General features: G+C 38.9%; 18 protein-coding genes. 10 read left to right on the forward strand and 8 right to left on the reverse strand.

Annotated elements, in window-relative coordinates:
* Positions 1-31: 31 nt before the first annotated feature.
* Positions 32-709, reverse strand: a complete 678-nt coding sequence (gene mtgA / locus KTI79_RS07390; protein WP_032054905.1) for a monofunctional biosynthetic peptidoglycan transglycosylase — start codon at positions 707-709, stop codon at positions 32-34.
* A gap of 76 nt (positions 710-785) precedes the next feature.
* Between mtgA and KTI79_RS07395 the strand changes: the two genes are divergently transcribed.
* Entirely contained in the window at positions 786-1,595 is an 810-nt protein-coding gene (locus KTI79_RS07395; RefSeq protein WP_032054906.1) for a rhomboid family intramembrane serine protease, read from the forward strand.
* Between the two features lies 1 nt (position 1,596).
* Here KTI79_RS07395 and KTI79_RS07400 read toward each other — a convergent pair whose 3' ends face one another.
* Together KTI79_RS07400 and KTI79_RS07405 are read right to left on the reverse strand one after the other, a co-directional pair.
* Positions 1,597-4,056 carry an ABC transporter permease gene (locus KTI79_RS07400; protein ID WP_032054907.1) on the reverse strand — a complete coding sequence of 820 codons (2,460 nt, stop codon included), beginning with the start codon at positions 4,054-4,056 and terminating at the stop codon, positions 1,597-1,599.
* Between the two features lie 3 nt (positions 4,057-4,059).
* The gene (locus tag KTI79_RS07405; RefSeq protein ID WP_032054908.1) at positions 4,060-4,752 is read right to left on the reverse strand and encodes an ABC transporter ATP-binding protein; all 693 of its coding nucleotides are present in this window, start codon (positions 4,750-4,752) and stop codon (positions 4,060-4,062) included.
* 44 nt (positions 4,753-4,796) lie between these two features.
* Here KTI79_RS07405 and KTI79_RS07410 point away from each other — a divergent pair, with 44 nt between their 5' ends.
* Entirely contained in the window at positions 4,797-5,420 is a 624-nt protein-coding gene (locus KTI79_RS07410) for an arylesterase (protein ID WP_032054909.1), read from the forward strand.
* Positions 5,421-5,451: 31 nt separating this feature from the next.
* On the opposite strand, the gene KTI79_RS07415 is transcribed toward KTI79_RS07410, so the two are convergent.
* On the reverse strand, positions 5,452-6,066 hold the full coding sequence (locus KTI79_RS07415) for a carbonic anhydrase (RefSeq protein WP_032054910.1): 615 nt from the start codon (positions 6,064-6,066) through the stop codon (positions 5,452-5,454).
* 283 nt (positions 6,067-6,349) lie between these two features.
* On the opposite strand from KTI79_RS07415, the gene KTI79_RS07420 reads away from it, so the two are divergent.
* Positions 6,350-7,375 carry an alpha/beta fold hydrolase gene (locus KTI79_RS07420; RefSeq protein ID WP_086376092.1) on the forward strand — a complete coding sequence of 342 codons (1,026 nt, stop codon included), beginning with the start codon at positions 6,350-6,352 and terminating at the stop codon, positions 7,373-7,375.
* A gap of 26 nt (positions 7,376-7,401) precedes the next feature.
* Complete coding sequence (locus KTI79_RS07425; RefSeq protein WP_032054912.1) at positions 7,402-8,409, forward strand: hypothetical protein; 1,008 nt, start codon at positions 7,402-7,404, stop codon at positions 8,407-8,409.
* A gap of 23 nt (positions 8,410-8,432) precedes the next feature.
* Here KTI79_RS07425 and KTI79_RS07430 read toward each other — a convergent pair whose 3' ends face one another.
* Together KTI79_RS07430 and nfuA are read right to left on the reverse strand one after the other, a co-directional pair.
* Positions 8,433-10,697, reverse strand: coding sequence for a TonB-dependent siderophore receptor (locus KTI79_RS07430; protein ID WP_032054913.1), 2,265 nt, complete (start codon positions 10,695-10,697; stop codon positions 8,433-8,435).
* A gap of 169 nt (positions 10,698-10,866) precedes the next feature.
* Entirely contained in the window at positions 10,867-11,505 is a 639-nt protein-coding gene (gene nfuA / locus KTI79_RS07435; protein ID WP_002117617.1) for a Fe-S biogenesis protein NfuA, read from the reverse strand.
* A 158-nt stretch (positions 11,506-11,663) separates the two neighbouring features.
* Here nfuA and KTI79_RS07440 point away from each other — a divergent pair, with 158 nt between their 5' ends.
* The 5 genes from KTI79_RS07440 (at position 11,664) to KTI79_RS07460 (ending at position 17,502) form a co-directional block, all read left to right on the forward strand.
* A complete protein-coding gene (locus tag KTI79_RS07440) occupies positions 11,664-12,281 on the forward strand; it encodes a rhomboid family intramembrane serine protease (protein ID WP_032054914.1) in 618 nt (205 codons plus the stop codon).
* 171 nt (positions 12,282-12,452) lie between these two features.
* Positions 12,453-14,129, forward strand: a complete 1,677-nt coding sequence (locus KTI79_RS07445; protein WP_032054915.1) for an arylsulfatase — start codon at positions 12,453-12,455, stop codon at positions 14,127-14,129.
* On the forward strand, positions 14,126-15,130 hold the full coding sequence (locus KTI79_RS07450) for a formylglycine-generating enzyme family protein (protein ID WP_032054916.1): 1,005 nt from the start codon (positions 14,126-14,128) through the stop codon (positions 15,128-15,130). The genes KTI79_RS07445 and KTI79_RS07450 overlap by 4 nt, the downstream gene beginning before the upstream one ends.
* A 109-nt stretch (positions 15,131-15,239) precedes the next feature.
* The gene (locus KTI79_RS07455) at positions 15,240-15,404 is read left to right on the forward strand and encodes a hypothetical protein (protein WP_000854552.1); all 165 of its coding nucleotides are present in this window, start codon (positions 15,240-15,242) and stop codon (positions 15,402-15,404) included.
* Between the two features lie 550 nt (positions 15,405-15,954).
* The gene (locus KTI79_RS07460; RefSeq protein ID WP_086376091.1) at positions 15,955-17,502 is read left to right on the forward strand and encodes a hypothetical protein; all 1,548 of its coding nucleotides are present in this window, start codon (positions 15,955-15,957) and stop codon (positions 17,500-17,502) included.
* A 47-nt stretch (positions 17,503-17,549) separates the two neighbouring features.
* Here KTI79_RS07460 and KTI79_RS07465 read toward each other — a convergent pair whose 3' ends face one another.
* Together KTI79_RS07465 and KTI79_RS07470 are read right to left on the reverse strand one after the other, a co-directional pair.
* Entirely contained in the window at positions 17,550-18,884 is a 1,335-nt protein-coding gene (locus KTI79_RS07465) for a D-serine ammonia-lyase (protein WP_086376090.1), read from the reverse strand.
* A gap of 165 nt (positions 18,885-19,049) precedes the next feature.
* On the reverse strand, positions 19,050-20,681 hold the full coding sequence (locus tag KTI79_RS07470) for an inorganic phosphate transporter (RefSeq protein ID WP_032055079.1): 1,632 nt from the start codon (positions 20,679-20,681) through the stop codon (positions 19,050-19,052).
* A gap of 462 nt (positions 20,682-21,143) precedes the next feature.
* Between KTI79_RS07470 and metH the strand changes: the two genes are divergently transcribed.
* Positions 21,144-24,830, forward strand: coding sequence for a methionine synthase (gene metH, locus KTI79_RS07475; protein ID WP_032055080.1), 3,687 nt, complete (start codon positions 21,144-21,146; stop codon positions 24,828-24,830).
* Positions 24,831-24,834 lie beyond the last annotated feature (4 nt).

Raw genomic sequence — 24,834 nt, forward strand, 5'->3', positions numbered from 1 at the left:
AACTAAAAAATTAACACATCTTTAAACATCATTATTCAGGAATCTGGGTGCTATTCATATAACGTAAAATAACGCGTTTTCTATATTGTAGTTTACGATCGTTGCGGTGATCTTGGTAATATTTCGGATCTGGCAATAACGCGGCTAAAAAAGCAGCTTGTTCACGTGTTAAGCTTCTCGCACTTTTACCATAGTAATATTGTGCGGCTGCTTCTACACCATAGCGATTTTTGCCAAATTCAACGGAGTTCATATACACCTCAAGAATTCGGCGTTTTGACCACATCCGCTCCATCATCCATGTTGCGATAGTTTCTTGGCCTTTACGAATAAACGAACGCTTGTTGTATAAAAACAAGTTCTTTGCAAGTTGCTGAGACACAGTAGATCCACCTGCAACCACTTCACCTTTTTCATTATTGCGCTCTAGAGCAAAACGAATACCATCCCAATCAAAGCCATGATGATAAATAAACTTTGCGTCTTCTCCTGCTAAAATCGCATGTTTGAAATTGTCACTAATATCATCATATTCAAGCCATTCATGAATAATCGGCTCTGAGGTATCTGTCCAATAATCTAATCGCATAAACATAGTGGTATCCACTTCATGTGTACGCCACCAAACCAAACTTGAGAAAATCCAAAGTTGAATAAGGAGAATTGCCCCAATAAAAATTAACAACACGCGAACAATAAAAGCTTTCATGTTCGTCCTGATCTCCTGTATTCAACTTTTTTCATGTTAAGCTGTTAAGCATGTTCATATATAACAAAAGCATAGCATGACTCAATATCAGCCTCCGCACATTAATCGTAAACTCAATGTACAAACTTGGTGGCTGACCGCCTTATTGATCTTGATTAATGTAGGTTTGTTTGTCTGGCAAATTGCAACTGGTGTCGATATTAGCGACCCAGCCATGAAAGATGCTATTCATTGGGGTGCAGATTTTACACCACTTACTTTTACTGGGCAGCCCGAACGCCTATTTACCAGCATGTTTTTTCATTTTGGTCTTGTTCACCTCATGCTTAACATGTGGGCCCTCTATATTTTCGGTAATGTTGCTGAGTCGCTATTTGGCCGCTTCTATTTTATAGGCATGTATTTACTTGCTGGCTTATTCGGTAGTCTTTTAAGTAGTTATATGACTATTCAAAATGGGCATGAATTACTGCAAAATTTTGATCAGAGCTTACTTCCGCATGTCAGTGCAGGCGCTTCGGGTGCCGTGATGGGATTAGGTGCTGCCTTAACCGTTCTTTCTTTATTTCCACCACTTCCGCATCAAGCCTACATACTCGATAAAAAAGCATTATTAATGATTATGGCCATCAACCTTGTTTTTGGTTTTGTCGCAACGGGTATTAATAATGCCGCGCATATTGGCGGCATGATTATTGGAGCATTCCTTGCGCTAATGTGGTACTTAAGCTATGTCAGCAAGTTAAAAACTATACTTAAAATTTTCGGCTTATTAGGCGCAGTAATTATTACAGGTGGTTTTTATATGTACTGTGTACAAATCAACTCACCGTTACTTCCGCTATGGCATGAAATCATCATCCAGAATCCTGACATTATTCCTTAAACTACAATTGGTTTAATTCTCTTAAACTTTGTAAAGGTGGTAAATTACAGAGATAGCCTAGTCTATAACGACCAATCAAGGCACAAACCAGCATCATGCCAAGTGGTAAAATCAGCCAGATTTCAATATGCCACTGTAGGACCATATTCATTTTATAACTTGCGATCGCACTAATCACTTCTGCAAAACAGCAGGCAACTATGCCTGCTAACAGACCTAAAAACCCAATCTCAAAACTGAGCATTTGCTTCATTTTATTTTTAGATAAACCAAATGAGCGCAGTAAAGCAACCTCACGGCGTCGCTCGTCCATTAATAAGTTTAAGCATGCAATCAGTACTAATATTCCAGAAAAACCGACTAATGCCGCTAGAACAGTTACTATTTTGACCAAAACATTCATTAAGCGCTTTACTTCATCTAATATTCGATCAACATCAATAAATACGGTATTTGAGAACTGCTGAATAATATTGATCATTTTTGGTTGATCTTGCTTAGGTACATAGAAACTACCTAAATAACTTCCAGCATTTTCGTCTAAGGTTTTAGGTGAAAAAATAAAGAAAAAGTTAGGGCTAAAACTTTCCCACTCTACGCTCCGGAAATTCACAACTTTAGCCTGCAATGTCCCGTCTGGCAGACTAAAGGTAAGTTTGTCTCCAATTTGGATTCCTAAACTTTCGGCAGTTTTACTTTCAACTGAAACTTGCCCTACATCATTAAATTGAGTTTGACCATTTGTAATGACATTGTCATTTGGTAGTAGATTTGATTGAGTCAAATTCAGTTCACGGCGCAAAGAATTGTTTTGCTTTATAGCCTCTTCTGAAAAAGGCACATCATTCTTGGCTACCAGTCGGCCACGAATATTTGGATAGAGCGGTGTGCTTTGCCAACCATGTTGCTTTAACTGTTGCTCAAAGGCTTTTAAATCGAATGGAGGCAATCCATAAACAAATTGATTCGGTGTTCCTTCGGGAAGTTGTTGTTGCCAACGCTCCAATAAATCTGTTCTTAATACACTGAGTACCGTAATGAGGCTTAAGCCTAAAGCCAATGCGGTAATTTGTAAGGCACTCTGTGATGGGGAACGAATATAAAAAGACAAACGATTTTTCAGCTTTTTTAAGCTACGAAGCAATAGCCAAACAACGGTATAAAGCAAAATACAAAGAATAATAATGGCTGCCAAAACCAGAATGCTGAGCATTAAGTTTTCGCTCAACACCAAACTAAAAACGATCAGGCTACTAATGCCAGCAAAAAACATAAAGAATAAAGATTTGCGAGATTTGGCTTGCTCGCGAATAACACGGATGGGAGGAGTATTTAACAATTCCCAAATGCTTGGCAAAATAAAACCAAGCAGTACGATCACACTCGTAAAAATAGCAATTGGTAAAGGTCCAACTAAAAGTGGTATGACCGAAAAACTTAGCTCTAATTGAGGTATTAATTGCAGCATAAGCTGGAGCAGGCCATAACCCATAATTAAACCTAATAGACTGCCCAACACAATTGAAATCGCACTGACAACACTAAGTAATCCAATATATGCCCACAAGATTTGGAACTTACTGGCTCCCAAGCATCTGATCAGCGCAATATGATCTTGGTTTTGTTGCACATAACGTTGACTCGTTAGAGCGATGGCAATACCACATAATAAAATCGTTAAAATATTAGCTAATTGCAAAAAGGTATCTAGGTTTTCAAGCGGACGTAATAATCTACTGTTTGATTCACTTGCATCACGCAAACGTAAACCCGTAGTTTCATCTGCGTCTTTAGCTGTTTGATGCTGTTGCTTAAATTGCTCTGAAAATGTCTGAACCTGTTCAGGGCTACCCGCCATCAATAAACGATAGTCAATTCTACTCCCTGTCTGAATCGCATGAGTCTTAGCAATATCAGCTTGATGAATAATAACGGTTGGAGAAAAGCCTGAAAAACCGAGTTCCTGATTTGAATCACGCACAATCACGCCACTAAAACGGAAGCTGCCATCAGCAATAGAAACAGTATCTCCTCGCTTTACTTTAAGTAAATCGGCTGCTCTTTGACTTAGCCAAACTTCACCAGATTGAATCGCTTTAGCATTTGGTTCAATTTCCAACTGTCCTCTGAGTGGAAATAAAGGCTCAATTGCCTTTACATTCACCATGACAAAATGATCTTTGGTATGTGCCATCGAGCTAAATATCGTGACATTAGTTTGTTTTAAAGCAAGCTGCTCTGCCCTTTTTTTCCACAACTGTTCGATAGGCTCGTTATTCGACAGAACTAAATCAGCACCTAGCATTTGAGAAGCTTGCAGACTTACTGCATTTTTAACTTGGTCGTTACTAAATTTCAGGGCAGTTGTTGCACTGATCGCAAGCGATAGAGCAATAATGAGTAGATATAATCCACCGGTACGAAAGCTTTGTAGCAACAGAGGCTTGAGAAGATTACGCATAGTTTAACCACCCTGTACTGTCTTTAGTCGCCCATCATCTAACTCAACATGACGCTGACATAAGGTTGCTAAATTACGATCGTGGGTCACCAAAATCAGAGTCGTACCTAACTCTTGGTTTAAATCAAAGAGTAAGCTTTCGATTTCTTGAGCCGTCTGACTATCTAGGTTTCCAGTCGGTTCATCCGCAAAAATAATTTGTGGTTCTGCGATAAGAGCGCGTGCAATTGCCACACGTTGTTGCTCGCCACCAGATAAGACTTTAGGCGTTTGTTCAACTTGACGACTCAGCCCTACTCGATGCAACCAATCTAAAGCTTTTTTCTCAGCTGTTTTATAATTAAAGTCTTTACGTAATCGTAAGGGTAACATCACATTTTCAAGCGCACTCAACTGAGGCAGAAGTTGAAAAGACTGGAATACAAAACCAATATGCTGCATTCTGATTTGGGCACGTTGTTCCTCTGTTAACTGATGAACAGCTTGACCACACAACCAGACTTCTCCTTCAGACGGTTGATCTAAAGTCGCCAAAACTCCTAGTAAGGTTGATTTACCTGAGCCGGAACGTCCTGTAATTGCTACCTGTTCCCCTTCAAAAATCTCTAAATCAATATCTTTTAAAATCGTAAACTGATTTTGGTTAATCTGAATAGTTTGTGTAACTTGATGGGCAGCAATGATGGGTTGTGGCATGATGTGAAAAGTCCTATGTATTCAGAATCAGGGTCGAAGTACAAATGTATAAATCTTTTTTGATTGGCTCTAAAAGCATCATGCTTATCTCATTAAGTATGCTGCCTATGCTTGTATCGGCGAAAACTATTTTAATTTTAGGAGATAGTATTAGTGCCGGTTACGGAATTGATCCCAAACAAGGTTGGGTACAATTACTGCAAAAACGCTTAGACCAACAGTATCCCAAACAACACAAAGTGGTCAATGCAAGTGTTAGTGGAGAAACGACTAGCGGTGCTTTAGCTCGATTACCTAAGTTATTACAGACTTATGAGCCCAATGTGGTCGTGATTGAATTAGGCGGGAATGATGGCTTGCGTGGTCAACCGCCTCAAATGATCCAAAAGAATTTGGATCAGCTCATTCAGTTAAGCCAAAAACAAAAAGCCAAAGTTATTCTTTTTGGTATGAAAATTCCGCCAAATTATGGGGCTGCGTATAGCAAAGCTTTTGAAAATAACTATAAAGTTGTCAGCCAAAAATATCAGGTGAAATTACTTCCGTTTTTTCTAGATGGTGTTGCTGGTCAAAAACAGCTTATGCAAAATGACTTAATTCATCCAAATGCTCAAGCACAGTCAAAACTAGTTAATTTAGCTTATCCATATATAAAAGGTGCCCTATAGGCACCTTTTAGTTTTAAATATTTTATTTTGATCAGAAATCAAAAAAAGTCACTTCACCAGTTTCAAGTGAATATTCTGCACCAACAACAATCAACTCTCCTTTTTCAATCAAGCTTTCAAGCACACTTGAACCATGACGTAATTGATTGACCGAAGCAAAAACGTTTGAACGTACCGCATGACATGAAAGTTTTTTCAAATCATTTTTCAAATCAGTCTGCATTAAAATTTCAACTGATGGGCGAACACGGTTCACAATCGACATTAAGTTAGATGATGGCGGTTGATCAGGGTTCATTAACGTATCAATTGTTGCCTGAATTGCGCCACAATGACTGTGTCCTAATACAACTACAACCGGGCAGTCATAACGCTCTGCCGCGAACTCGACACTACCGACTTGTGAAGGTGCAACCACATTACCTGCAACACGAATTACGAATAAGTCACCAAGACCTTGATCAAATACCATTTCTGCTGGAACACGAGAATCTGAGCAGCCTAATACAATTGCAAACGGATTTTGATCCTTGGCCATTTCAGCACGTTCATGATGCGATAAGGTTTTTGCAAGGGAAGTATTTCCATTTACAAATCGTTGATTACCAGCTTTCAGACGATCTAAAACTTCTTGCGCAGTAGGCATTTTATATTTCCATTGTTTTTTCAAGGTTAGAAATCATTTTAATGTGTCAAAATTTGAATGTCACTGACAAAAAATAAATCCTTTGTCATGAAAAAAATGAAAAATACGTCATCTTATTTAATGTAGATTTTATAGCAAATTCCCTGCTATTTAGCGGAAAATAGACATACTTTGGTTGTTGGATTGACTATAATTTTCTTCATTCCAAACATTTGGCAAATGACTCATTGGCAAAGTTTTTCAATAATTTTTCAAACTCGCTTAAGCATCAAGGATGAAATCTATGGCAAGGCTGTCCACATCAATTAAAGCCTCTATGAAAAAAACTGCTACCGCCCTGACTTTGGCTTGTAGCGTATTGTCAGTCATGAGCATTTCCCAAGTGCAGGCAGCCGATAATATTGATGTCAGCTTTCAAACAATATTACAGCAAGAGCGTAGTTGGGCCGGACTACAAAGCAAAAGTCTAAAGGTCGGCGATATCACTTGGTCATATAGTGAAGGTGGCTCTAACACAAAGCCTACTTTATTACTCATTCATGGTTTAGCGGGCAGTCGTGATAACTGGAACCGAGTGGCTCGTTATCTCACCACAAACTACCATGTTATTATTCCAGATTTACCGGGTAGCGGTGAAACTATCGTTTCTCAAGACTTCGACTATTCGGTTCCGAACCTTGCAAAAAAATTACGTCGATTTGTGGAAGCTGCAAATTTAAAAGGCCCAATCCATATTGCAGGACATTCACTCGGCGGCTCTATTGCCCTACTCTATGCTGGACAATACCCATTTGAAACAAAAAGTCTATTCTTGGTAGATAGCGGCGGTATTTTTCGTTCAGCCAACACAATTTATCTCAAAGATCCAACCTATCTAAAACAACTTTTAGTATCTAAAAAAGGCGACTTTAATTATTTATTAAAACAAACCATGTTTAATCCTCCATTTATTCCTAAAGAGTTTTTGCAAGCTCAAGAAAAATTGATGATTGATCAGGCGCCTCAAACACAAAAACTGGTTGATCAACTGATTGCACTTAATAAGGTTTATACGCCAGATTCATTTGCAGTACTTACCAAAACAATTGATGCACCGACGCTCATTTTATGGGGTAAACAAGATAAAATTATTAATGTCGAAGTCGCAAGTGAACTAAAACGACTTTTAAAGAATGCTCAGCCTCCTGTTATTTTAGAAAATGTAGGCCATATGCCAATATTGGAAGCTGAACAGTTGGTTATGCAACAATATCTACCGTTTTTACTTAAAGTAGAAACAAATCAGTCTTTAAAAACGACTACGCCTTAAATAAAACTTCAAACTTGTGAGACCTTATGTCTACCCAACCACTTATTGAAAAACTTATTGAAGCTCATCTAGATTTTTTAGATGAACAATTTGCTCAGACTCAGGTGATTCAACAAGAGTTTGAGCAGTTTTATCATTGGTTGGGAAGTCGGCAATTACAACATCTGTGGACTTTTGAACCGATTCAACAACTGATTCAAAAGCAGATTTTAGACACGTCTGCTTCTGATTTCCTGATTGAACAAATTGCTGAGCATATTCGCTTTGCATTGATCCATCCTGCAAATGAAACCGCAACTGTTGAAGATGTTATTCCTGTTCTAACGATTGACCGAATTGCACAATACGTTGCAAGTAAAGAAGAGCACCGTAAAAAACTGATTAAAACGATTGTGAATAACCCTGCCTTTTCAGCCCTGCTAACGCAACTGATTCAGCAAACAATGCATGATTATTTAGATGAATCAATGTCAAAGCGTGTACCAGGTGTAGGTCGCTTCATGAAAATGGGGAAATCTGTTTTAGAAACAGTAACTGACTCAAATCTGGACGACACGATTAATCATTATTTGCAAAAGAATATTTTAAAATTAAGCCAGATGAGTGAGCGTGTTTTAAATCAACATTTTGACAATGATAAGCTCTACCATTTTCAGGCAAATGTTTGGCATAAAGTTAAAACGATGCCGCTATCTGTTTTAAAAAATTATGTAGAGGTTCAGGATTTATCAAAAACTGTGGGTTTAGGACATGAAATCTGGGACCACATTCGTCAAACCGATTATTTAAAACAACAAGTACATGATGGCATTTATACTTGGTATGTACGTAATCAGGAACGTAATTTTCACTTGTTACTTCGTGACCTCAATATTGACGAAAGTTTAGTGAAGCATGAACTGACCGCATTGCTTGTGCCTGTATTACAGCAATTAGTCACAACCGGACATTTAAGACGTCGTGCCCGTGTGTACTTAGAGAAGTTTTATTATTCTGAAAAAGCATTAGATATTTTAAATAACAAAGGCGCTTAAAGCGCCTTTGTTATTTGTGTTGATTAGAAAGAATATTTTAAAGAAGCGTAATAAGCTCGACCTGGTTCATTATAAGTTTGGCTGATCGAATTACTGTCTCGTAAAATTTGTTTATCAAACAAGTTGCTTACACCAACACGCGTACTTATATTGTCTGAAAATTTATAACCGACATTGATTCCAGCGGTACTATAGCTTTTTACAGTACTTGGCTTAAGCGCAGAATTTGCTCCACCTGAACCAATACCAGATTCGATTCTACTTTCTGCAAACTGACGTGATTTTTGACGACCATATTGAGTAAATACAAAATTCACATCTAACTGATCTGTGATGTCATAATCGAAAATTGAGTTAATTGTATAGATTGGAACTAAAGATAATGGATTACCTGTTTGTTTATCTTTTGAATCCATCATATACGTAAAGTTATTAGTCCAGCGGATATCACCGAAGTCTAATCCTAAGCTTCCTTCAAAACCTTGAATTAATGCTTTAGGCGTATTTTCCCAACGTAAGATATTCCACGTGGTATTGGTCACAGCTCCTGTATTTCCATTGGTACTTGAACCATCAACTGTTCCAACAACATTTGTACCAGCCACAATTTTATCTTTATAGTCATTGCGGAACCAAGTTAAGCTTGCATTCACGATATCTTTTTGGAACTGGATACCAAGCTCTTTGTTTACCGAAGTTTCTGGTTTTAAATCTCCATTACCTTGCAACAAGCAACGTGACTCAATATTGGCCGGACAACCATTGCCATTTGTACTTAATAAATACCCTTCGGCATTTTGATACATATTCGGCGCTTTATAAGCTTTTGCTACCCCACCTTTTAAAGTGAAATAATCGTTAAGTCTTTGGGTAATATTTAAGCTTGGGCTCCAGTTAGAACCAGATTTACTATGGTCATCAAAACGCAGGCCTAACACGACATCTGTACTGTCTGTGAGTTTCAAGTTATCTTCGATATATGCAGAAACAATACGTGATTCCATTTTACTACGATCACCTTTAGCCAATTGATCGCCATAACCTGAACCACTACTGTCTTTCCCTTGATTTGTCGACACATTATCTTTAAATCTGTCTTCAACCCATTCGGTACCAAGTGTTAATACATGCGGTACATAATATTCAAAAGGAATATTGGCTTCACCATTAAATCGAAGAGTTTCTAAACGTGAAGTGGCTTTATCATCAAGGTTATTAATTTTTCCTTCTGTGCTACCGCCAAGGCCTTCTGGAAGGCGTTTATTATGTGTCTTATCATATTGAGCAACGAGCTTACTCTTACCCCAAGACCAATCACCCTCATGGGTTAATGCATAGCTATCACGATACATAGTATTGGTTTCTTTACCAATAAGTTCCGAAAGAATCGCATCCGCTTCAGCATTTGCATTTAACTGAGAGTCACCAGAATAAATATTACCCTGTTTGCTAGAAGAGACATCAAGTAAGACAGTTTGTTGGTCTGTTGCCTGCCAAGCTAAACGGCCTGAAATATCTTTATTTTTAACACCTTCACGGCCAGCTGCGGTACTGCCTATTGATTTATTAATATCGACATCGTCAGCTTCTGTTTTATTGTAATTACCATATAAACGATAAGATAAAACATCTTTAATCAATGGCCCACTTACGTTAAAACCAACACGATTTGATGCACCTTCTTTAGAGTCTTCAGGTTGCGATGTATAAAACTCTACTGAGCCATGGGTTTCATTAGTCACTTTTTTAGTAATGATGTTAACTACACCACCTGCCGCACCAGAGCCATAACGAGCTGCTGCTGGACCACGCAAAACTTCTATAGATTCGATTGCTTCTGCTGGTACCCAGTTTGAGTCACCGCGTGTATCACGCTCTCCTTTCCAGCCATAACGAACCGAATTACGAGAGTTAATTGGTTTTCCATCCACTAAAATAAGCGTGTTTTCGGGCCCCATTCCACGAATATCAATTTGTCTATTATTACCACGCTGCCCTGTTGCACTATTGCCTGTTAAATTAACACCTGGCATACGGCGCACATAATCAGAAATATCATTACGAACTGGTAGTTTTTCTAAATCTTCTTGGGTGATTACTGATACACCGAGCGACTGTTTCACCTGCTCTTCAGCTGTTACAAAAATTGTTTCCAATTTCACAGGTTCAGCAGGCTTTTCTAATGCTTTTTCAGCTTGTTCTTGCTCATTTTGTGCAGCATAAGCCATAGACATCATACTTGCCAGTACTGAAACAGAAAGTACTGACTGGATAATACGCTTCGACATAAGTATTCCCAATATATTGATTTATTAAACATCTCTCATTTTCAGTTTCGCATTGTAACAAAGATAAATAAAATTACAAATGATGTTGATAATAATTATCATTATTTATATTGAATAATAAAAAAACCTCATTGCGAGGCTTTTTTATGTCACTTTTCAAATAATTTGATTATTTGAAATAAGCACCTTCTGCTTGTGTATGGTCAGTTTGGTCAACCACACGTTGAAGTTCAGGAATGTTCTCTCTTAAAGTAGTTTCTACACCTTGTTTCAAGGTAACGTCAATTGCTGAACAGCCTTGGCAACCACCACCAAATTTTAATACAGCAGTTAAACCGTGTTCTGGGTCATCTTGTACTTCTACTAAGCTACAATTTCCGCCATGCCCTGCAAGACCTGGGTTAATTTCTGCTTGAAGAATGTAAGTAATACGTTCTTCAATCGAAGCATCTGGACCAACACGTGGAACTTTAGAATTTGGAGCACGGAAAGTGAGCTGACCACCAAAACGGTCCTTGTTGTAATCGATTACGGCATCTAAAAGATAAGGAATAGATGGCGCATCAATATACGCAGGAAAATCAGGATAGTCCTGTTTATAATCTGTTGGAATCACTTCTTCTGGCGCACTATATGCCATACAGCATTCGGCACGTGGCGTACCCGGATGCTCAACAAAAATTCGAACGCCAATTCCCGGAGTATTTTGCTTCGTTAATAAATCGTGCAAATACTCTTGTGCAGATGGTGTAATCAAAAGGTTTGGAATTTCTTCTGCAACAGCAGTGTTGGTGTTCTCAGTCGACATAACAATATTCCTCAAGCTGATGCCTTTATATTAACCGAAGATGAGGTAGATTTAAAAAAAATCAACTAAATTTGTCGGATTTATACACAACAGGGTTTCAAGTTAAGTTTTTAATGGCATTATTGACCTCAGTATTGATCATTTTTTAAATATTTCTTATGTTGCATTTGCCGTTTAACCATACAGTTACTCTTATTATTATTACGGTCATTATCTCTTTACTTGCTTTTAGCAATCAAAATGTAATGAACCGATTGATTTTTTGGCCGCCTGCAATGCAACGTGGACAAATTGATCGATTCATTACTCATGGCTTTATTCATACTGATGGAACCCATCTACTCTTCAACATGATTACCCTATTTTTCTTTGGCAGTATTATTGAAAGCTTTTATCGCCAATATTTTTACGACATGGGTTTTGTGTTGTTTTACTTAGGGGGCTTAATCTTCGCGATTTTGCCAAGCTATTTACAACATAAAAATGATGCGAATTGGGCAAGCCTAGGCGCTTCTGGTGCTGTGTCAGCAGTTTTATTTGCTTATATTCTGTTTCAGCCATGGAAGCTGATTTTTGTATTCTTCATTCCTGTACCCGCTATTATTTTTGCTATTTTATATGTGGCGTACAGTATTTGGGCTGGTAAACGTGGTAATAGTCATATTAACCATAGTGCTCATTTATGGGGTGCAGCTTACGGAATCATCGTAACCATTTTACTTGAACCTAAAGTTATTCCACATTTCTTAGATCAACTTACTCGCCTTCCTTTCTAAAGCATATAAATCTAAGAAAAAGCCCGTTATGGGCTTTTCTTTTTTTCTGATTTATTTATCTGCATAAATTCTCAGTCTTTTTTCTGATTTTCTTTGATCAATTCGTTGTTTTGTTTGCAAAAACCATCTGATTAAACTCATGCCAATTCTTTTAATAATTCAGATGATACAATGAAGTACAAAGCAATTTTATCTAGCCTTTCTATTGCCTTATTTAGCTTATCTCTGGCTGGATGTAATGACAACGATAATCAAGAAAATGTCGTAAGCACGCCTAAGCAACCGAATATCTTATTTATTATGGCTGATGACTTAGGCTATTCAGATTTAGGGGCCTTTGGCGGCGAAATTCACACCCCGAATATTGATAGTTTGGCTCAAGAAGGTCGCCTTTTAACGGATTATCATACTGCCCCGACTTGTTCTCCAACACGCTCTCAACTCATTTCCGGTACTGATCATCATTTAGCTGGTATCGGTGCAATGGCTGAACTCACACCAGAACATTTGAAAGGGCAACCAGGCTACGAAGGGTATTTAAATGACCGTTCGCTATCCATCGCACAAGTACTTAAAGACAATGGTTATCGCACGTACATTAGTGGTAAATGGCATTTAGGCCTAACACCTGAAACCAATGCACATGCAAAAGGTTTTGATCATTCATTTACTCTATTACAAGGTTTAGACCATCACTTTAAACAAGCTCCAAGTGCGTTTAAACGAAATTCAACTTATACAGAAGATGGGCAAGTTATTCCTGTTTCAGCTTTGCCGGATGACTTTTTCTCGACAAATTATTTCACCGATAAATTACTAAGCTACTTAGATTCAGGCAAAAATAGTGGTAAACCGTTCTTTGCTTATGCTGCCTATACGGCGCCTCACTGGCCAATTCAAGCCCCAGCCGAATATCGTGAAAAATATCGCGGAGTTTATGATGTAGGTTACGATGCAATTCGTAATGCCCGCATTGCTAGACAAAAACAGCTTGGAATTATTCCTGCAAACTTTGATGCAGCAGAACCAATTGCGACTCAAAATGCCCCACAAAAATATGGAAAATGGGATGAGTTAACAGCCGAGCAAAAGGCACTCGAAGCCCGTAAAATGGAAATCTATGCGGGCATGGTAGAAAATCTTGATGCCAATGTTGGCCGAATTATTCAATATCTCAAACAAAATAATCTTTATGACAATACTTTAATTTTCTTTGTTTCAGACAATGGCGCAGAAGGTTTTGTACGTGGCGGATATGGCAATGAATCTGGTTTTAATAACTCTGTAGCAAACGTAGGTACACCTACTTCGTACCACTATATCGGGCCACGTTGGGCCGAGGTCAGCGCGGCACCTTTTCATTTATGGAAGGATACAGCGGGCGAAGGAGCAACTACGGCCCCTGCCATTGTGAAATTACCGAATCAGAAAAAAGCAGAACAAACTAATCATAGCTTTGCATCTGTACTCGATGTTTTCCCAACTTTACTAGAATATGCTCATATTCCCGTACCTCAAGGCCAATATAATGGCCGGGCCATTAATACGCCAAGTGGTTATTCTTGGAAACCTTTGCTTGAAAATAAAACAACCACGATTCGCCCCGAAAATTTTAGTTTTGCCGATGAGTTACATGGCAGCAAATATGCAAAACAAGGCGAGTGGAAAATTGCCCTTCAAGGACGCCCTGAATTAGGCACAGGAACATGGGAGCTATACAACATTAAAACAGATCGAGGGGAAAGACAAAATGTTGCTCAGCTTTATCCTGCTAAAGTACAAGAGCTCTTATCGGTTTATCAAAAATATACTGAGAAAAATGGTGTGCAGGAATATAACGCCAAATGAGATTGAAGCCATTTTTAGTGATCACAATCAGCCTGTCTATTATGACGGGCTGTAGTCAATCTTCACAAGTTTTTGAATCAACACCTTCGAAGCAACAGCAAACTTCTTTACCTGACTTAGGTTCTATTGAAAAATGTAAAAAGTATACTGGACTGCCTCAAGGCTGGCTCCAACAGCCTACTGCTGGAATGGTTTTAATTGCCGATGGAGATTTTAACTTTGGTTCTGAAAAGGCCTATCCCGATGAACTTAATTTTGGAAAAAAACAGCGCGAAGTCAAAGGATTCTGGATTGATCAGACAGAAGTTACCGTTGCTCAGTTTGCAAGTTTTGTAAAAGCAACTGGCTATATTACAGATGCCGAAAAACAAAAGCAGGCCGCTGTTTTTTCACCAGATCCTGATCATCCACAGCAATGGTGGCAACTAAAATCTGGATATACATGGAAAACGCCAAATGGCAGTAATGGTGCTGTAGCCAATCCTAATGAGCCTGTAAGGTATGTGAGTAAAAATGATGCTGAACATTATGCAGTGTGGCTAGGACGTGATTTACCAACAGAACTAGAATGGGAATATGCAGCTAAAGCCAATTCAAAAACTGATACGCCTTTACATCAAGCCCCTACTGATGAACATCATCATCCCCAAGCGAATTACTGGCAAGGTGAATTCCCTTTTCAAAATCTAAATCAAGATCACTTTAAAGATGTGGCACCGGTTGGATGTTTTACGCCAAATAATTTCAAACTATTTGATATGATTGGAAATGTATGGGAATGGACATCATCTCCGTATCAAGGTGCTCATGACCAGCATATGGGAAATTATTCTGATTTACGACAACAACAAATTGCGAGCACACAATATGTAATTAAGGGCGGATCTTTTCTTTGCGCACAAAATTATTGTTCACGTTATCGTAGCAGTAGCCGGTACCCGCAAGATTTTGATTTAGCTGCAACACATGTTGGATTTCGAACTATTTTACGGTCTCCTTAATTTCTTCTTAATTAGACTTATTAAAGATATTTTTTAACCAAAATTAGATCGAAAAATAAGCAAAATATTTTTATAGTACAAGTGAGAATGATAAAAAAGTGAGAACAAGATGAAAACTTTACTTCTTTGTGCCGCAGCAATTTTCACAATGTCACTATCAGCCTGTGCAGTCCATACTCCCGAAGGTAGTATTGTGATTGACCCAGATTCACCATATTACGGACATCCAGGAGGCTTTTGCCCACCAGGACAAGCTAAAAAAGGACGTTGTTAGAAACTTCCTCTTTTAGAGTAATTTTTAAGTTACTCTAAAGAAATAGAGTTCAATTAAGTAATTGAATACTCAATAGAGGGTTCCAAGCCCAAATTAGATGGGATGAAACTAGAAAATTATGGTGTAAAAAAATCACCATATCCCCAAGATTTTTAAAAGACAATCTTACGTTGTCTTCTATCTAGTTTCACCCCAATTCTTTCTTATTCCGTTTGACTTTTCTTACTACTTAAGAAAAAAGCCTAATTTTTAATCATTATTGTATCTCTATTATTGATACATTTTGAACATTTTACCTTCAGGTTAAAACTGATGTATTTGCTTAATACAAAATAAACATTTATGTAACGTAAGTCTATAAAAATGTTCTAAAAATGTGAAAAAAATTAAGGCCAAAATGAGATGAATTTATCATAATAACTTTCTCTTTCATGTTTCATCACATAAATAATCAATATTATTTTGTCAGTTATTGCCACTCGTTTCCTTTCATTGGCATAGATAATGTATACATCTGTATATTAACCCAGTCGTATTAACGAGATATTTTATGTCCAGCACAAGTCAAGTCGAAGGTCTACAATTTCCGGTACACGCCTCAACAAAAAAACAAAGTACATCCCTTACAGGTCAAGAGATTTTGTCAGAGGCTTTATCTATTGTAGATAATAAAACCGCACAACAAGTGTTGAATGAAAAAAACTGGCGAAAAAACTATCCTTTATATTTTAAAGCTCTTGTTAAACAAGGGATTTCTAATATCAACAACCCAATTACTATTGCGAAGCAAGGATTGCATAAAGCTCACCATATTTTTGATTATTATCGTGATGGTAAACACTACCTTTTAAAAGATGCCGTTCATATTGCTTCATCTACTCCTCTTTATACAGTAAAACTTAAAGGTGAAAGTGAGGCAGCACCAGAGTGGTATGTTCCCTATAAAGGACAAAAGCTCAGTGGACAAAGCTTATTAGACCAGATTCAACGCTGGGAAGAAGCTGGTATTATTGAACCAAGTCATGCAAAGGCACTTCGTGAAGCTATTGCTCATCCTGAATGGTTCGATTTATCTGACCGTACCATGGTGCTGTTTGGTGCAGCCTCAGAAGCAGGACCACTGCCTTGGTTAGCCAAATGGAAAGCAAATATTATTGCTGTAGATTTAACAAACTCACGAGTCTGGGGCAAAATCTTAAATACGATTCAACAAGGGAATGCAACACTCATTGCACCATGTGTTGAAGCCGTTGATTCGTCAGTAAAAGCTTCTGAGTTAAAAGATAAGCTGGGTGCAAATTTACTGACTCAATTACCAGAAATAGCGCAGTGGCTGGTACAGTTTCCACAAAAGTTAGATTTGGCAGCAATCGCCTATTTAGATGGTGAAAAGCATGTCCGCGTTTCCATGGCAATGGATAGCATCATGCAATTTGTGAGCGAGCATAAACCTGATACAAGCCTTATGTTTATGTGTACTCCAACCGATGTTTATGCAGTACCAAAAGAAGTTGCAGAGGCTGCTCAAGAGAAATTTAAATCCCGCAGAAAAATGCAAAAATTGGCAGTAAAAGGTGTTTCTGCTCTTTCGCTCAATCGTTTTTTTCAAGCGCCATACCAAGACTTGGTTACATGTGAAAATGGAAAAACCTATGGTATTGCCGACTGCTTAGTGGTTGAACAAGGTCCAAACTATGCCTTGGCAAAACGTATTCAACAATGGCGAGCTATTTTGGCTCATCATCAAGGACAACGTGTCAGTATTAATATTGCACCATCGACAACAACTCATTCAGTGACTAAAAATCCATTATTGAAAGCAGCTTTTAATGGCGCAGAACTTTTCGATGTAGAAGCATTTAGCCCTGAAACTACCAATGCCATTATGGCGGCGCTCTGGATTCATGACTTAAGAAATGAGTCTTCTGTGGCGAATCCTGAAACTGTATTAGACCATCCGCTTGAGCTTATGATGGAAGGAGCCAATCATGGTGGATTATGGCGTGTCGCTTATTTAGCACGAACTGCCCTGCCTTTTGCGGCAATTTATGGTTTTGCTACCGAGAAACTCCCTTTTAGAAAATCATCTAAAAGATAATTTGATTAAAGCCCAATCTTAGAATTGGGCTTTTTTCTAAAGTGTCTTTATTTACCTTGAAAGTGCGATAGATATTTTTGCATTTCATCAGGCGGCACCATGCCACCCCCGGTAGCCCATATTACATGATTTGCTTGCTGCAACTGCTTAGCTGTTAACTGGTGTAAAGCCAAGTAATCAGGACTCGTCTGAACATAATACGGTCCCATCATGCCTGCTACCGCAGAAGGCTCAAGCTGAATATTCTCAGTTTGATTTAAAAGCGCAATAAGCTCATATAAACGTTCATCGTGAATGGTGTAGTAGCCATCGATTAATTGTTGCATAGCACGCCCGACAAAACCTGAAGCACGTCCTACCGCAAGCCCGTCTGCCGCAGTAACGTTATCAATACCAATATCATTGACTGAAATCTGATCATGCAAACCTGTGTGGACACCAAGTAACATACATGGCGAATGTGTTGGTTCTGCAAAAATACAGTGTACATGCTCACCAAAAGCCAGTTTTAGACCAAAACTCACCCCACCTGGCCCACCACCGACGCCACATGGCAAATAAACAAATAATGGGTGTTCAGCATCGACTTTAATTTGGTTTTGCTCCAATTGCTGTTTTAAACGTATTCCTGCAACGGCATAACCTAAAAATAATGTTGTTGAGTTTTCATCATCAATGAAAAAGCAGTGTGGATCTTGCTCTGCGGCTTTTCGTCCCTCTTCAACAGCTACTCCATAATCACTGGCATATTCTACAACCTTGACGCCGAGTGAACGCAGTTTGTCTTTTTTCCACTGTCTAGCATCAGCCGACATATGAACAGTAATTCTAAAGCCGAGTTTGGCGCTCATAATGCCTATAGAAAGCCCAAGGTTACCTGTAGAACCTACTGCAATTTGATACTTAGAAAAGAATGCCCTAAATGAATCTTGATCTAATTTACTATAATCATCTTCTGGTTTGAGCAACCCTGCCTGCATGGCAAGTTTTTCAACATGTGTGAGCACTTCATAAATACCACCACGTGCTTTAATGGAGCCTGAAATAGGTAGATGACTATCCTTTTTCAGCCAGAATTTTCCAGTCAGTTGTACTCGTTCTGTTGAAGAAAGTGCTTGTTGCATATGAGCAATTTCGACGATATCTGATTCAATTTTTCCCTGTTGTGTTTGAGTTTCAGGAAATACTTTTGCCAAATAAGGTGCGAAACGCGCTAGTCTTGCTTCTGCTTCACTTACGTCCTCAGCAGTTAGTCCAACTTTTTCTAAAGCTTCTTTTAAAGGATAGCGATAAGGTGTAAACCAAAATGTTTCTTGATAGGCTTGAAGTGTTTCAATAAGTGGAAATTGTTGTTTTAGCTGATGTATTTGAACCGCATTCATAATATATCCTGATATAAAAGTTTAAGCCCAGCCTATAAAGCCGTTTGATGACCTATAACAACTTATTAATTTATAGATGAATGTACATGAAAAATAGTCTCGACTTTAAAAACTAAACAAATAAAAAAGCCACTGTTCACAGTGGCTTTAATTTTTTAAATGCTTTTATACAAACTGTAAGAACAACCAGTACAAACCGCCTGACAAGCAGATTGTTGCAGGAAGAGTAAATACCCATGCAGAGAGAATTGTCTTCACGGTATTAAAGTTTAAGCCTGATTTATTCGCGACCATCGTACCCGCAACAGCACTGTTTAAAACGTGTGTTGTTGAAACTGGCATACCTAAACCATCGGCAGCTGCAATTGTACTCATTGCAACAAGCTCAGCAGACATCCCTTGACCATAAGTCATGTGGTGCTTACCAATACGCTCACCTACAGTCACAACAATACGTTTCCAACCCACCATTGTGCCTAGACCAAGTGCTAAAGCAACAGCCACTTTTACCCAAGTCGGGATGTATTGTAAGAATGAATCTAAGCTACTACGGTATTCTTTCACAAGCTTTTTCTGTGAGTCATCCATTTTTGGTAAAGCATCTGCTTTATCCAAACGCTTAAACGTGGTTGTACTCAAATACATGTCATTACGAATTTCGCTAATAGCAGCTTCAGGAATATCTTTTAAGTTGTTATAGCTAGAAACTCGCTCACCCAAGTGATCAGTCATACTTGCCAATGCAGGCACAACTTCAGGAGTTTGCTGTTTAGTTTGAATATATTTAGTCAGAATAACACGTGCTTTTTCATCGGTTAATTCAGGCTGATTTTGATTCAAAAATACGGCAGTTTGAGAAGAAAGCTGATGGAATGATTGAACTTGTTGTGTATCGAGGTTTTTATTTAATGAATAAGCCAACGGCACCAGTCCAACTAAAATGAGCATGATGAGTCCCATACCCTTTTGACCGTCATTAGAACCATGTGCAAAACTTACACCTGTACAGGTAAAGATTAAGATTGCACGAATGATTGCTGGTGGTGGTTTATTACCTTCAGGTGGCTGGAATAATTCTAATTGGCGTTTAAAAATAGTTTTAACCAACAAGAATACAATCGCTGCAAAAGCGAAACCAATTAAAGGTGAAAATAATAATGCCTTACCAACTTTAATCACCTGATCCATATCAACACCACTGGTCGTTACGCCAGTCGATGCACTCAATAGATGATTCATAATGCCCACACCTAAGATTGAACCAATCAAGGTATGAGAACTAGATGCAGGAATACCTAAGAACCATGTACCTAAGTTCCATAGAATCGCAGCAATAAGAAGCGCAAAAACCATTGCGAAACCTGCACCACTGCCCATATTCATGATCAATTCAACAGGCAACAATGCAATAATGCCGTAAGCGACTGCGCCGCTTGCAACCATTACCCCAAGAAAATTACAAAAACCAGCCCACATGACTGCAACCGGTGCCGGTAAAGCATTGGTGTAAATTACTGTTGCCACTGCATTTGCAGTATCGTGGAAGCCATTTACAAACTCAAAGCCTAAAGCAATCAAGAGTGCAGTAGATAAAAGAATAACTGAATAAAGGCTCAAAGGCGGTACATGTGCTAAATCAGCACTCACCTGAAATCCGATATAAATAAGTGTTGCAACAATAATCGTCAGAAACACCGGCATAAAAAACTTAGGTGTCGGGACATGTACATTCGTCGATTTGACTTGCAGGTTTGCCGCAAGTTTTGAATCCGAAACAGGGGGTAGATTAGAATTCATGCAGACGGTAAGAGGATAAGAAAATCCTCTGTATTCTTAAATTAAATTATGACAATTATATGACAAAGCGGCGCCTGATGAAGTCAATTTTTCATATTTTGACCTCATTTGATGCACCTTTCCCCTATCTATTTTATTTTTTTATTAAAATACAATAATTTATACAACTCCATATCCATCGAATTTATGACTATTTTTAAAGCAAAAATATCTAAAAAATTACCTAAACGGCCACTTTTTAAACAACACAATTGTCATAAAACCGAATATTGGAGATGAAATATTTCAATATCATGATCATTTTATGAATATTTGATGAAAAATCAGACTCTACTTTGTCATAAAGCGCTTGTTTGGTGAATAAGTTAGAGTGAATGATGGGTCGTTATAGGTCATCTATTGCGCAACTATTCTGTTACAATAGCGCCGCATTTTTAAATTTGTACAATATCGGGGTTTTATATGTCCACGCTTGCCACCCTAAAAGCGCTTCTTGCCAAACGTATTTTGATTATTGATGGTGCAATGGGCACGATGATTCAGCGCCATAAATTGGAAGAAGCCGACTACCGTGGTGAGCGTTTTGCTGATTGGGCACATGACTTAAAAGGTAACAATGACCTTTTGGTTCTGACACAGCCTCAAATTATTCAAGGTATTCATGAAGCTTATCTTGATGCAGGTGCAGACATTATTGAAACCAATAGCTTTAACGGCACGCGTGTTTCAATGTCTGACTATCATATGGAAGATCTTGTTCCAGAGATTAACCGAGAAGCAGCACGTTTAGCCAAAGCAGCTTGTGAAAAGTACTCAACTCCAGATAAACCGCGTTTTGTCGCAGGTGTCCTTGGGCCAACATCACGTACTTGTTCAATTTCACCGAATGTAAATGACCCTGCCTTTCGTAACATTACTTTTGATGAGTTAAAAGAAAACTATATTGAAGCGACACATGCGCTCATTGAAGGCGGTGCAGATATCATTTTGATTGAAACCGTATTTGACACATTAAACTGTAAAGCAGCGATTTTTGCGGTTAAAGAAGTTTTTAAACAAATTGGTCGCGAATTACCAATCATGATTTCGGGGACCATTACCGATGCATCGGGTCGTACATTAACAGGTCAAACTGCTGAAGCGTTCTGGAACTCTGTACGTCATGGCGACTTGCTATCGATTGGCTTTAACTGTGCGCTTGGTGCAGATGCAATGCGCCCTCACATAAAAACTATTTCCGATGTAGCAGATACGTTTGTTTCAGCGCACCCAAATGCGGGCTTACCAAACGCTTTTGGTGAATATGATGAAACGCCAGAACAAACTGCGGCATTCTTAAAAGAATTTGCAGAAAGCGGCTTAATTAATATTACGGGTGGTTGCTGTGGTACAACACCTGACCATATCCGCGCGATTGCGAATGCGGTAAAAGATATAGCCCCTCGTCAAGTTCCTGAAACTGTATCTGCTTGTCGTTTGAGTGGTTTAGAACCATTTAATATTTATGATGACTCATTGTTCGTTAACGTGGGTGAACGTACTAACGTTACAGGTTCGAAAAAATTCTTACGCTTAATTCGTGAAGAAAACTTTGCCGAAGCTTTAGAAGTGGCACAGCAGCAAGTTGAAGCTGGCGCACAGATTATTGACATTAACATGGATGAAGGGATGCTCGATTCGCAAAATGCGATGGTGCATTTCTTAAATCTTGTGGCTTCTGAACCCGATATTTCTCGTGTACCAATCATGATTGACTCATCAAAATGGGAAATCATTGAAGCTGGCTTAAAATGCGTACAAGGTAAACCGGTTGTTAACTCCATTTCCTTAAAAGAAGGTTATGACGAGTTTGTCGAAAAAGCCCGCCTTTGCCGTCAATATGGTGCCGCAATTATTGTGATGGCCTTTGACGAAACAGGTCAAGCCGACACCGCTGCACGTAAGCGTGAAATCTGTAAGCGCTCATATGATATTTTGGTTAACGATGTAGGCTTCCCTGCTGAAGATATTATTTTTGACCCGAACGTGTTTGCAGTAGCAACAGGTATTGAAGAGCACAATAACTATGGTGTCGATTTTATTGAGGCCACAGGTTGGATTAAACAAAACTTACCTCATGCCATGATTTCTGGTGGTGTATCGAACGTTTCGTTCTCATTCCGTGGTAACGAGCCCGTTCGTGAAGCGATTCACTCTGTGTTCTTGTACCATGCCATCAAACAAGGCATGACCATGGGTATTGTGAATGCTGGCCAAATGGCAATTTATGATGATATTCCAGCCGAGCTAAAAGAAGCAGTTGAAGATGTCATCTTAAACCAAAACCAAGGTGAGTCTGGTCAGGCCGCAACCGAGAAACTACTTGAAGTGGCTGAAAAATACCGTGGACAAGGCGGCGCTGCAAAAGAAGCCGAGAACCTAGAATGGCGTAATGAATCTGTAGAAAAACGTCTTGAATATGCGTTAGTCAAAGGTATTACCACTTACATTGATGAAGATACCGAAGAAGCTCGCCTCAAAGCCAAACGTCCTTTAGATGTAATCGAAGGCGCTTTGATGGACGGTATGAACGTGGTTGGTGACTTGTTCGGTTCAGGCAAAATGTTCTTACCACAAGTTGTGAAATCTGCACGTGTTATGAAGCAAGCTGTGGCTTGGCTTAACCCGTACATTGAAGCTGAAAAAACAGGTAGCCAATCTAAAGGTAAAGTCCTGATGGCAACTGTTAAAGGCGACGTACACGATATTGGTAAAAATATCGTAGGCGTAGTACTCGGCTGTAATGGTTATGACATTGTTGATCTTGGCGTAATGGTACCTTGCGAGAAAATCTTGCAAACTGCAATTGATGAAAAATGTGACATCATCGGTTTGTCAGGTCTGATCACACCGTCTTTAGATGAGATGGTATTTGTTGCAAAAGAAATGCAACGTAAAGGTTTTAACATTCCTTTATTAATTGGTGGCGCGACAACTTCAAAAGCACATACAGCAGTAAAAATTGACCCTCAGTACCAAAACGATGCGGTGATTTATGTTGCAGATGCTTCACGTGCTGTAGGTGTTGCAACAACCTTACTTTCTAAAGAAATGCGTGGAAACTTTATTGCAGAGCACCGTGCTGAATATGCCAAGATTCGCGAGCGTTTAGCTAACAAACAGCCAAAAGCTGCAAAATTGACTTATACCGAGTCGGTTGAAAACGGTTTTAAAATTGACGAAAGCTATGTACCACCAAAACCAAACCTTTTGGGAACACAAGTTTTAACGAACTACCCGCTTGCTACACTCGTCGAGTATTTTGACTGGACACCATTCTTCATTTCTTGGAGCTTGGCAGGTAAATTTCCGAAAATTTTAGAAGATGAAGTGGTTGGGGAAGCAGCAACTGACTTGTACAACCAAGCTCAAGCAATGTTGAAAGATATTATCGACAACAATCGTTTTGATGCCCGTGCTGTATTTGGTATGTTCCCTGCACAACGCACTAACGCTGACACAGTGAGCGTATTTGATGAAGCGGGTCAAAATGTTACGCATACTTTTGAACACTTACGTCAGCAATCTGACAAAGTGACAGGTAAACCAAACTTGTCTTTAGCAGATTACATTCGTAATGACCGTGAACAACAAGACTACTTAGGCGGTTTCACTGTGTCGATTTTTGGTGCAGAAGAACTAGCAAATGAATACAAAGCCAAAGGTGATGACTACTCTGCAATCTTAGTTCAGTCATTGGCTGACCGTTTTGCTGAAGCTTTTGCCGAACACTTACATGAACGCATTCGTAAAGAGTTCTGGGGCTATAAAGCGGATGAACAGCTTAGCAACGAAGAACTGATTAAAGAGAAATATGTCGGTATTCGCCCTGCACCGGGTTACCCTGCTTGCCCTGAGCACTCTGAAAAAGCGGTGTTGTTCGACTGGTTAGGCTCTACCGATAAAATTGGTACTAAACTGACCGAGCACTTTGCAATGATGCCACCATCTTCGGTAAGTGGTTTCTATTATTCGCACCCTCAAAGTGAATACTTTAACGTGGGTAAAATCTCTCAGGATCAACTTGAAGATTATGCGAAACGTAAGGGTTGGTCACTAGATGAAGCGAAGCGTTGGTTAGCACCAAATTTAGATGATTCGATTGCTTAAGTTT

Origin of the sequence: Acinetobacter sp. WU_MDCI_Abxd143, assembly GCF_025514195.1 — a bacterium.
In the GTDB taxonomy this organism is placed as follows: domain Bacteria; phylum Pseudomonadota; class Gammaproteobacteria; order Pseudomonadales; family Moraxellaceae; genus Acinetobacter; species Acinetobacter pittii_H.